Raw genomic sequence first — 13,001 nt, 5'->3', positions numbered from 1 at the left:
GAATCTTGCTCATGGTCCAGCGCGTCAGAGCGACCGTGCGGTAGTCACTGTCATGCAGGGGTGGCCTATGCCAGGGGATGGAGAGGGCGTCAGCGTCAAGGCGTTGCAAGGCGTTGGCTGGTATCGGACATCCGATGGCCAGGTATTGCGATTGAGCGAATCCGATGTTGTACCCGCCGAGGGGCGATTCATACTGGCGAAAGACGCCCGTATCACCCTTGACTTCGCCGGTCAGCAAATCCGTGAGTTCGTCGGTCCGGGTACCATCGTGATTGACTGGGCACCGCCTGAGGCCCCCGACCCTGATGGGCCGACCCCTTTTACGATTGATCCCGACTCCCAGAATCCACAGAGCCAGCCCCCCGGGCAGCAGACTCCCCCGGAAGACGACCAGCCCGTTTCTCAGGGTTGGCATTACGTAGTGGTCCTCAAGCGCGTAGGTGAGGAACTTGAGGGCGCAAGGTCCTTGGGTTTATTCCAGTTGTTGGACTCTGAAAGTCTCGGAGAAGACGCGGCGAGACGGTTTGGCGAAGAGCCGGATCCTGGTCCAGGCCCCGATCCAGATCCAGATCCAGATCCAGATCCCGGCCCGGGGCCGACGCCTCCAGTACCCAATCGGCCGCCGCAAACCGAGGATCTGTTCTTTACCATTGACGAGGACACAACCCTCGACAGTGACATTCCCGGATTTGACCCGGACGGCGATCCCTTGGTCTATGAGGTGATTGTCCAACCGCAAAACGGTAGTGTCATTCTAGACTCCCAGACCGGTGCTTTCGAGTACGTGCCAAACGCGGACTATCACGGGCCGGATCAGTTTGAGGTGACGGTCAGTGATGGGCGGCGCTCGGCAACCCAGACTACCTATATTGATGTCTTGCCGGTCAACGATCCGCCCCAGGCACAAGACCTTTATTTAGTGACACCGGAAGATACACCAATACCGGGCGAGGTTCTGGCTAGCGACATAGATGGCGACACCCTGAACTATACGGTCGTGGACGCCCCGGATTTCGGTTCGGTGGCGTTTGATGCTTCAACCGGCGGGTTTACCTATACGCCCGGCCCCGACTATGTCGGTGAAGACCAGTTCACTGTTTTGGTTGACGATGGGAATGGCGGCACGGTCGAAGCTGTCGTCTACATTGCGGTGACCCCAGAGGAGGATCCGGCCGTGATAACCGGAGACGACCTCGGCGCGGTGACGGAGGATGACAGCGAGCCGGACCTATTGGATCAAGGGCAGCTTCTTATATCAGATCCGGACGCCGGGGAGGGCGCTTTTGATCCGGCATCAGTAGCGCCGGTCGGCGAAGTGCTCGGCAGCCTGACGCTCGATAGCAGTGGGCTGTGGCAATACCAACTGGCCAACGCCGAGGCGCAGTATCTGGCGGAGGGCGAGGTACGCGAGGAGTTGTTTACACTTGCCAGTGTGGATGGCACGCCAGCGACGGTGACTGTGACGGTTACCGGTGTTAACGATGCGCCCGAACTGTACCTCGACACCGGCGATTCCGACAGTGCGTCTCTGACTGAAACCAACGAGCCTCTCGACGCCACCGGTACCCTGACTTCCGGCGATGTAGATGTGCGCGATACGGTGAGTGCAGCGGTGGTGGATCTGCGTGTGTCAGGCAACTCAGGCGGGTTAAGCAACGCGGCCCTGTTGGCTATGCTCAGCGTGGACAGCGCAGATGTGATCGCCAGCGCAGACACCGAAGGTCAGGTGAGTTGGGCTTTTGACAGCGCCAATCAGTCCTTCGACTATTTGCCAGAGGGCGACAGACTGACGCTCGAGTACACCGTTGGGGTCACCGATTCGTTCGGCGCCACCGCTGAGCACCCAGTGACCATTACCATTACCGGCACCAATGATGCTCCGGTCTTTACCGGCGGTGACCGCGGGCTGGTGACAGAAGATGCCGATGATCCCGACCTGATGTATACCGGGCAGTTGACCGGCTATGACCCGGACGGTAACGAGACGGCCATAGACGACAGTGTGGCGCCTATACCACAAGGCAGTGTTTTGGGGGGCTTGGTTATTAACGCCTCGGGCGCCTGGACCTATACCCTGGCCAATGCAGACGTCCAGTACCTTGCACAAAATCAGCTTCGCACCGAGCAATTTCTGGTCACCACTGTTGATGGAACCCAACACGCGATAACGGTTGTGATTCGCGGTGTCAATGACGTGCCCGAGATTACTCTTGAGGCAGGGGATTCGGATACCTTGAGCCTGACGGAAGCCGATGCGGGGTTAACCGGCGGCGGCACTTTGTCAGTTGCCGATATTGATATTCGCGACAGTGTTACGCCTCAGGTTACAGACGTATCCGCCAGTATCGATGGCGCTTTTGATCAGGCGACCTTGCTCGCCATGCTGAGTGTAGATGCCGGCGCTGTGATTGTGAGCGGCGGTACCACAGGCATCCTTCATTGGACATTCGATAGTACTGACGAGACCTTTTCCGTTTTGCCCGATGGTGTTGATTATACACTCACCTATACGGTGGTGGTCACCGACTCAGCCGGTGGAACCGATACCCATGAGGTGACTGTTACCATCACAGGCACCAACGACGAGCCTGTGTTTACCGGCGGTGACCGTGGTGCGGTTACCGAAGATGTCGACGTTCAGGCCGGTGACCTCTTGACCGATGCCGCTCAGCTTACCGGTTTTGATCCAGACTATGGTGAGGCGGAAATCGATACGGCGGTGGCGCCCCTCCCGCTCGGAAATGTGTTGGGTACGTTTAGCATTCAGTCAGACGGTAATTGGGAGTACACGGTTGACAATGCCTTGACCCAGTATCTGGCCGTGGGTCAAACCCGGCTCGAAGTATTTCAGGTCACCACCATTGATGGCGCCACGCATCCGATTGTTATTACCTTGACCGGTACCAATGATGCTCCGCTCATCAGTGTGCAGGCGGGCGATGCTGAATTGGCGAGCGTCAGCGAAACCGATACAACACTAACGGCCAGCGGCACCTTGAGTGTTGCTGATGTCGATGTTCGGGATTCGGTTACCCCTGCGGTGGATTCTGTGAGCGTCACCTCCGGCAATGACAACGGCATCGATAACGGTATTTTGTTCGCGATGCTGAGTGTGGATGCGACTGCTGTAATCGCCAATGGTGATACCAGTGGCAGTATCCAATGGCAGTTTGATTCCGGCACTGAGTACTTTAATTACCTGGGCTTTGGCGATTCTCTGGAGTTGACTTACACCGTCAGTGTCGATGACGGGAATGGCGGCAACGACACCCAGGACGTCGTTATTACGATCAACGGTAGCAATGATGCTCCTGTACCCAGTGGTGCGGGCTTACCTGATCAAACCAGCGAAGACCTTGAAACTATTGCCACAGTGGATGTCAGCGGCGCGTTTGCAGACATAGATGTCGGGGACAGCTTAACCTATAGCGCTGTCGGTTTGCCCGCGGGCTTGAGCATAAGTGCCGCTGGTGAAATTACCGGCACCTTAGATAATAGCGCCTCTGTGACAAGCCCCTACACGGTCGAGGTGACGGCAACGGACTCCCAGGGCGCGACGACCAGCGTGTCCTTTACCTGGACCGTCACCAATCCGGCGCCCGACTTTATCGATGAAACCACGGGTATCGATGATGATACCTATGAGTATGAAGTCTATGAGGGTTTAATTACCGGAACGGCCATTATCAATGCCAGTGATCCCGATGGTGATGATCTTAGCTACAGCATAGTGGCAGGCAACGATGACGGCCTATTTGCCATGGATGCGGTTACCGGCGAGATGAGCATTACCCGCGCCCTTGACGATCCGGATCTGGGCGTGCGCGAGCTCGTGATTCAGGCTGATGATGGCGAAGGCGGAATCGACCTCGGCAGCGTTGTCGTGACTTTGCTGAATGTGAACGATCCGCCCAATGTCTACCCGGATACCGGACAGGTGAACGAGGATGACTCACTTGAGGCGAGAGTGCCCACCCCGTTTGACGTTGATAGCCCCATCGACCCGACGGGCTATGAATTGGTGAGTGATGCCGGTATTACCGGCGGTGTGTTGGTGTTCAATACCGATGGATCTTACTCCTTCGATACCAATGGCGATTTTGAATTCCTGGCGGCAGGGGAGACGGCCAGCGTTAGCTTTACCTATCGCCTGCAAGATTCCGAGCCCGACATCGATAGCAATCCGGTGTTTAGCGCCCCCGCAACCATTACCATCGAAGTGCTGGGGGTAAATGATGCGCCGACCTTTGGCGGTGTTGATACGGGCAGTGTTACGGAAGATTCAGGCACCTACGAAGCGACGGGCACCTTAACGGTGACCGATATTGACAATGGTGAGTCGGCCATTGATAACACTCGCACGCCCGTTTCGGTGGGCAGTAACCTCGGCGCTCTCGCAATCGCCGCCAATGGCGAGTGGACTTACAGCGTCGATAACGCCGATTTGCAGTATCTGGCCGAGGGGCAAACCCGGGAAGACGTGTTTACCGTGTTTTCCGTGGACGGCACAGAGCACCAGATCACCGTCACCCTGCAGGGTGTTAATGACATACCGACCATCAGTGTTGGCGGTGGCGATCGTGACAGTGCCACCTTGGTTGAGACTGATGCGGTCATTAGTACCAATGGACAACTCAGCGTGGCGGATGTCGATGTTACCGACGAGGTCACTCCCAGCGTCACCTCAGTGTCTGTTATCAGTGGCAATGACAACGGCATCGCCAACGCTACCTTTCTGGCTATGCTGAGTGTGGACGCCACGGCGGTGATTGCAGCGGGCACCACCGCGGGTAAAATTAACTGGGAGTTTGATTCAAACGCCGATGATATTTTTGATTATCTTTCAGCAAACGATAACCTAGTTCTTGAATATCTGGTCACGGCTACCGATGGTGAGGGGGTGAGCGATAGCCACACAGTCACCATAGTCATTGGCGGCACTAACGACGAACCCGAAGTTCTGGATGATGCGGTTAACTCCGACGAGGACACCCTCTACAACGGCGTTGTTCCTATAGCCATTGATGATGATGGCACAGTAGAGAGTTACACTACCGCTGGCAGCCCGGCACTGCCAGCGGGGATTTTTTCATTTAATGCCGACGGCACCTACAGCGTTAACCCGGTTGGATCTTATGACTACTTGGCCGCCGGCGAAACAACCGATCTTGTTTTCAGTTACCGCGCACTGGATGATCTGGGCGCTGTCAGTGATTTTGGCCAAATCACCGTCACCATTGTTGGGGTTGATGATCCAACGCAAGTGAGTAGTGGCTCGGGCACGGTGCGCGAGGATACCACGCTCAATACCAGTGGCCAGCTCAGTGTCTTTGACATTGACAATCCGGACATGGCTTTTGTTGCTGACACCTACAGTGATGCCTATGGCACATTGACGGTAGCCGCCGACGGCAGCTGGAGTTACACCTTAAACCAGAACGCGACTGTGGATGCCTTGAGTATAGGTCAGACATTCAGTCAGGCCTATACCGTCAACCTGACTGATGGTGGCGATTCGGCAACCACCAACGACGACAATATCACCACCACGGTGACGATTAATATCCAGGGGATTAACGATCGGCCAATAGTGGACGACTTTTTGTTCACTGTGCCGGAGGACCAAGACTTAAATTTGCAAGCGGTCAGCGGCAGTGATATTGACGGGACCATCTTCGCTTACGGACTCCGGAGTAATGTGGCCGAGGGCATCTTGACCTTCCAGCCCAATGGTGATTTCAGGTTTGAAACCAACGGGGAATTTAATAATCTCGCTGCCGGCGAATTCCGCGATGTGATTTTTACTTACGCGGCGGCCGACAACAATGGCGCTGTGTCCGAGTCAGGTACCGTCACCATTCGGGTGACGGGTGTGGATAACGCGCCGGTCATTGGTACGGGTTCTGGCAGTGTGGTTGAAGACACTCAGCCGACGACTACGGGGGCTATTGCTGCCAACGATGTGGATAACCCCGATCTTGAATTTGTAGCTGATTCCTATTCGGGCATCTACGGGGATTTAACCGTCAATGCCGATGGTAGTTGGAGCTACACACTGCGAACCAATGACGTCGATCCACTCGATCAGGGCGATTCACAAATAGACACCATTGCTGGTATTGTCCTCAGCGATGGCTCTATCACCTCGGTTTCTATTGACATTACCGGCACCAACGATGCCCCGACACTGGTCACCCCAACCATTGCTCTGACGGTTGGCGAAAATGATACATTAACCGGCGAACCTCTGTCGGCAATTACAGACATTGATGCCGACGACACCCTGGGGGGCTACTACTTGGTTGACAGTAGTCAGTTTCCTGCGGGAACTCTCGTGTTTAATACAGCAGGCAGTTTTGATTTTGATCCGGTGTTCGCGTTCAACGACCTCGAGGACGGCGAGTCTGCCGCACTGAGTTTTACCTATCAGGGGTTTGACAGCTACGGCGCTCTGTCCGACGTCGGCACAGTGACTATCACCATTACCGGTACCAGCGATGGTGGCACAGATAATGCCAACTCTGGTGTTGTGGTCGAGGGTGACGCCCCGGATGTGGTTACTGTCAGCGGTGGTCCTATCGATAATGGCACCTCTTCGGCCGGCACTTATCCCGACGGCAGTGGTTACGGTGAGTTGATCGTTAACCCAGACGGCACCTGGACCTATGAACTCGATCCGGATGCGGCTGAATCTTTGGCACCCGGCGATCAAGTCACCGTGAATATTCCCACCGGGGGCACAGGTTCGGTGGATATCACCATTGTTGGTACTAACGATGAGCCTGTGGTTGAAAACCTGGCTTGCGGTCTAGTCACTACGGGTGAAAATTCGGTGGTCACAGGAAGCCTGACGGGCAGCGATATTGATGGCACGGTTGTTACCTATGAAGTGGCCGATGCATCGGGACTCCAAGGCGGTAGCCTGACCATTGATAGCAACGGTGACTTTACTTTTGACCCGGGCACGGCCTTTGATCACCTGGATGCCGGCGATGAGCAGCAGGTGTCTTTTACCTTTCGCGCCATCGATAATAACGGCGCGGTCAGTAATGTTGGTGCCGGCTGCATTACGGTGACTGGTGAGGATGACCCGCCAGCGCTTTTTCCGGATTCAGGCAGTGTGATTGAGGATGATGCCGGCAGTAATTCAGCGAGCGGCATCCTCGTGTATACCGACGTGGATGACGACGATGTCGGTGGCGGCTCGGTGACATTTACCCCGCAAACTGATGTGGCCGGTACCTATGGTACGTTTAACCTGGATGCAAACGGCAACTGGAGTTATACCCTCGACAATAATGACTCAGACACGGATGCCTTAAATGTCGGCGATCAGGTGACGGATGTGTTTGCCATCAATGCCTCCAATGGTGACTCGACAACGGTGACCGTGACGGTTACCGGTGCCAATGACGTCCCGGTTATCGACAGCGGCGATCCCAACATCACTGCCACTGTGGATGAAGATAACCTTCTGGATGGCACTCTGCCAGAGGCAACGGACGTCGACAGCCGTGCACGTATTGCCGGGTATATTCAAAATGGCGATCTCACTTATGTAAGCGACGGGACGCCAGCGCCGGGCGAGCTGATTTTTTATGCCGATGGCACCTATAGCTTTGACCCGCGGGGTTTTTATGATTACCTGCCCGATGGCGAAAGCACCGCGGTGCAGTTCAGCTTTTCGGCCGTGGACAACGACAGTGGGGTCAGCGCGCAACAAACTGTGATCATCACTATCACCGGGGTCGACGATGCCCCGGTCATCACTGCCGACACCGTCACCATTACCGAAGACGATGCCAACCCCGCTGCCAGCGGCACCTTGTCGGCAAGCGATCCCGATGATGACACTGTGTTGACTTTCACTCCGGCGACGGTAGCAGGAACCTATGGCAGTTTAACCATAGACGCCAACGGTAACTGGAGTTATTCGCTCGATGAGAGCGCTCAGACCCTCGCCGGGGGGGAAACCGGCACCGACACCATTACCGTCAATGTCTCGGATGGCAGCACTACCACGGTCACTGTGAATATCACCGGCATCAACGATGTGCCCACCAGTGATGATATTACCGTCACCCTGGATGAGGACTCGACGTTAAACGAGGTGGTGCCGGCAGCCGTTGATGTGGATGGCAATGTCACAGCCTATCGACTGGTCGGTGGCAGCTTCTCGGGGCCGGGCGCCTTGTCGGTCAATACGGACGGCAGCTACAGCTACGACCCGGGCGACAGCTTTCAGGGGCTGGATGCCGGCGACTCGGCAACGGTTACCTTCCAGTACATTGTACAGGACAACAACGACGGCATCAGTGATCCGGTGACGGTCACTATCGAGGTGACGGGGGTGAACGATACGCCCACCTCGACGGTCATTGGCAATCAGAGTTCGAACGAAGGTGGTGTGATCAGCCTGGACGTCAGCGGCAACTTCAGCGATGTGGATGAAGACAACGTCTTTGTCTACAGTGCCACGGGTTTGCCAGCGAGCCTGAGTATTGATGCCGCCACTGGAGTGATCAGCGGCACCCTAGACAGTGACGCCGCCGCAGGTTCGCCCTACACCGTCGAGGTAACGGCGACCGACTCACAAGGGGTGACTGTCAGCCGCACATTTACCTGGACGGTAAACAACCCGGCGCCCGACTTTATTGGCGAAACCTCCGGCAATGACGACGACACTTACAGTTTTGATGTCAACGAAGACGACACTCTAGGGCTGGGGGTAGGCACGGTAACCGCCAGTGACCCCGACAACGATGCCTTGACCTACAGTATTGTCTCCGGTAACAGCGCCGGGTTGTTCGTGCTCGACAGCGCCACAGGCGCTCTTAGCCTGGCACAGACCCTCGGCGATGCAGAGGTAGGCAGCTACGCCTTGCAGGTGTTGGTCGATGACGGCGAGGGTGGTACTGACACCGCCACGGTGAACATTAATGTCAACAATATAAATGATGCGCCAGTGGCGGATTCCAACACCTTGACGGTGGATGAGGAGTCCACGGCGACGCCCTTGGGCTTGGCAGCGCCAAGCGACGCCGATGGCGACAGTCTCATCATTACGGTTACCGGTCTGCCCGGCGTGGGCGAGGTGACCTTGGCTGATGGCAGTGTGGTCGGGCTCAGCGATACCCTAACCCAGGCTCAACTGACTGGACTGCTCTATAACGCCCCCGACGATCTGGCTGCCATAGCCACCGAGGTATTCGCCTATACAGTCGATGACGGGCAGGGCGAGACCAACAGTGTGCAGACGGGTAGTGTTGAGATTACTGTCAATCCGGTGAATGACGCTCCGGTGGCCGTCGATGATACGGTTGCCGCTGTACCCAACGACAGCGCCGGTTACACCATCGACGTACTGGCCAATGACACCGATGCCGACGGCGATCCGCTCAGCGTGACCCTCGCTTCTGCTCAGTCCGGCAGTGTGACCATTAACCCGGACGGCACCCTTAACTATGTGCCGGATCCCGACTTCGTCGGCGAAGACCGGATTATCTATCAGGTCAGCGACCCTTCAGGGGCCAGCGATTTCGGCCGGGTGGATGTGACGGTTACCGCAGCGGGCATGATGGCCCAGTTGTTTGAACTCTTGGCCAACTCCCCGGGGACCGAGCTTGGTGCATACGGCCTCTGGGGCAAAGCCAGGTTCGGGGGAGGCAAGGAGGCCGTCAGTAGCAGTCGACTGGGCTTAGCGGATCTGCTGGAGGACTCCGGCGCAGATTGGCTGGGCCGATTGATGGGCGGCGATAGCGACGGGCCTTCTGCCGTTGGCGCACCGTTAGATTTGAGCGCCAGACCTACTGGCGGTGCCAGTCACTTTGGTGCTGCCACCGATGGTGAATTTGCCCGGTTTATGGATTATCAACCAGGGACTATCGACTACTAACCTATCTGTGGAGCTAGAGGTGTCCTCCGCGACCAGAGCGGAGGGCCCCTAGCCCGTCATCCACCGTTCGCGCAGGTCCGCTTGGCGCTTGCCTCCCTTTCTATAATTAAAACGCCGGAATGGCGCATTATTCTGTAAATTTGGTTATATTGGCCTTAGGTACAATAGCCTTGTCGCTAAACTCAACTTAGACTCCCGGATAATAAGCAATAGTTCTGTCAAGAGACTCAGTTAACACTTCTGGCAGCCAAAACGGGAAGCAAAAGCAATGAGCACACAGTCGGCCACTATTCTCTCTCTGCAAGGCAAAGCATGGGCGAAAGCCCCCGATGGCAGCATGCGCGAACTTGGGGTGGGTGACGTCATCGCCGCCGATGAGCAGTTGATTACTGAGGCGGGGACCCGAATTCAGCTCGATTTTGGCGATGACCAGCCTGTAACCCTGGTGGGTGAACAGCAGGTGGCCATGAGCCCTGACCTGTGGCCCGAAACCGCAACGCCCGCGGAAGAGGCCAGCGTGCTCGAAGAACAGTTCGAGGCGATTTTGGCGGGCCTGGAGGAAAACGACGCTCTGCTGATGGAAGAGCAGATTGACGACATCCTCGCCTCCCTGGATACCAATGCCCAGCTGCTCGAAGGTGATGCCTTTGCCGCCATCCTTGCCTCCCTGGATGCCAACGACGCCCTCTTGCTGCAGATGCGAGTGGACGAGTTGCTCGCGTCCCTGGATGCCAATGACGCACTGCTGCAGGACTCGCGCTTTGCCGACATTCTCCAATCCTTGGCGCAAAACGATGAGTTGCTGGGGCGCAGCGAGTTCGATGTTATTCTCGCTTCGCTGGATGCCAATGATGCGCTTTTGCAGGAGCAGCGTGTCGATGATGTGCTGGCCGGGCTCGACGCCAACGAGGCTCTGTTGCTCGAAGGCGATGGTGATCTTCTCGACATGCTCGGCGAAGCCCCGGCGGCAGGTAACGCTGGCGGTGGTGGCGGCCACAGCTTCGTCCAGTTGGGGCGTATCAGCGAAACGACCCAGGATCCGTCCTTCAGCTATGGCCCTGCCTCCTCGACCGGTAACGGTAGTACCGATGAAGACGTACGAGCCAACCAGCCCCCTCAGTCGCAGGATCAATCCCTCACCACCAGTGAAGATACGCCGATCACCGGCCAGGTGATCGCCAGCGACCCGGAAAACCAGACACTCACTTACAGCCTGCAGGCTGGCCCGGCGAATGGCGCACTGGAGTTCGACGAACTGACCGGCGCCTTCACCTATACGCCCAATGACAATTACAACGGCACCGACAGCTTTACCGTTGTGGTATCCGATGGTGAGAGTACAACCACCAGTGTGGTGTCTCTGATCATTACCGCCGTTAACGACGCACCTGAAGCGCAGGACCAATCCCTCACTACGCCCGAAGACACCCCGATCAGCGGCCAGGTAGAGGCGAGCGATGTCGACATTCCCGAAGGCGACGTGCTCAGCTACGAGCTGGATCAAGGCCCGGCCAATGGCAGTGTCAGTGTTGTGCCCGAAACCGGCGCGTTTGTGTATACCCCAGACCCGGATTATTTTGGCCCGGACCAATTCACCGTTACGGTAACCGACAGCAGCGGCGCCACCGATACCGCCATTATCAATATCGTTGTCACTCCGGTGAACGACGCACCGGTGGCACTCGATGATCCCAATCAGGCCATTTACAACACCCCGATTACGGGCAATGCGCTGGATAACGACTTTGATATCGACAGCGCGACGCTGACCGTGGAGCAATTTATTGTCGATGGTGACACCACCGTCTACGGTCCGGGCGACACCGCCACCATCGCAGGTGTGGGCACCTTTACCCTCACCACAGAGGGCATCTACACCTTTACCCCCAACAACGGCTATACCGGTGATGTTCCGGATGTTACTTATACCGTCACCGATGGTGAGCTGATCGACACGGCCATTATCAGCTTCACCGATATTCCCGGCGTTGGTCAGCCCGGTGGTCCAGAGGAGATTGACGCTGTTAACGATAGCGTTAGTGTCAATGAAGACAGCAGCGTGAGTGCGACGGTCGCCAGTAACGACGACCAAGGCAATGGATCGGCAAGCTTTGCTCTCGCCACAGATGTGTCCAACGGCACTTTGGTCTTTAACAGCGACGGTACCTATACCTATACGCCCAACGCAAATTTTAATGGCAACGACAGTTTTACTTACACGATGACGAGCGCCGATGGTCAAACGGATACGGCAGTCGTTTCGATCACAGTGAACCCCGTTGACGATGCGAGCAATCTTACCCCGGACACCAATGTTGGTGTTGAAGACGGTGGCGATGTGACTGGCAATGTTTTGAGCAACGACAGCGACATCGACAGCGCCCTGAGTGTGGTGAGCTTCGTTGTAGCCGGTGATCCCACTATCTATAGCGCGGGTGATGTTGCAAGTGTGACCGGCGGTAGCTTACAGCTGAACAGTGACGGCACTTACGCCTTCAGTCCAGAGACAAACTGGAACGGCAATATGCCGCAGGTGACCTATACCACTAACACTGGCAGCAGCACGACTTTGGATATTGAAATAACTCCCGTTGATGATGTGCCTACAGTGAACATCCCGAACGATGGCAGCGGGGCGGGCGGCAGCGATATCAGCGTTGTCGAAGACAGCACCGTGACAGGAGCGACTTTCACGGTAGACGCGCCGGACGGCCTCCAAAGCGTAAGCATCGGTGGTAGCACCATCACCCTGGCCCAGTTGAACAACGCGAGCAGCAGTAACGTGACGGTGACGGGCGCGCACGGCACCCTGACCGTGACCGACTACGATTCGGCGAGTGGCGTAATCACTTACGATTACGATCCAAGCGGCACGAGCACAGATCACAGTGCGGGAGATATTATCGAATCCTTCTCTGTGATCGTGACCGATGTTCAAGGCGACACGAATACAGACGGTGCGAGCCTGGATATCCAGATCACCGACACGGTTCCGGTGGCACAGCCTGAGAGCAACAGCCTGGGCGAAGACGATGCCAGCGTCTCGGGTACGGTGAGCGTGATCTCCGGCGCCGATGCCGACTCGATCGGCGTGCAAAACAACGTG

Annotated in this window: 2 protein-coding genes; both read left to right on the top strand. The window is 56.5% G+C overall.

Annotation, left to right across the window (positions count from 1 at the left end):
* The first annotated feature begins 67 nt into the window (after positions 1 to 67).
* Positions 68 to 9,895 (top strand): cadherin-like domain-containing protein, encoded by a 9,828-nt coding sequence (locus tag QWI16_RS00065; protein WP_302710677.1) that lies wholly within the window; start codon positions 68 to 70, stop codon positions 9,893 to 9,895.
* Between the two features lie 268 nt (positions 9,896 to 10,163).
* Positions 10,164 to 13,001, top strand: a 2,838-nt coding sequence (locus QWI16_RS00060) for a cadherin-like domain-containing protein (RefSeq protein WP_302710676.1), incomplete at its 3' end; no start/stop codon positions are given.

The organism is Gilvimarinus algae, assembly GCF_030518215.1.
GTDB classification, from domain to species: domain Bacteria; phylum Pseudomonadota; class Gammaproteobacteria; order Pseudomonadales; family Cellvibrionaceae; genus Gilvimarinus; species Gilvimarinus algae.
Note: the sequence above shows the minus strand (reverse complement) of the source record. Positions and strands in the feature narration are given on the sequence as shown.

What these genes read in the sequence shown, in the direction of transcription:
- QWI16_RS00065 (WP_302710677.1), top strand. Translation starts at nt 68, where the DNA reads ATGCCAGGGGATGGAGAGGGCGTCAGCGTCAAGGCGTTGCAAGGCGTT.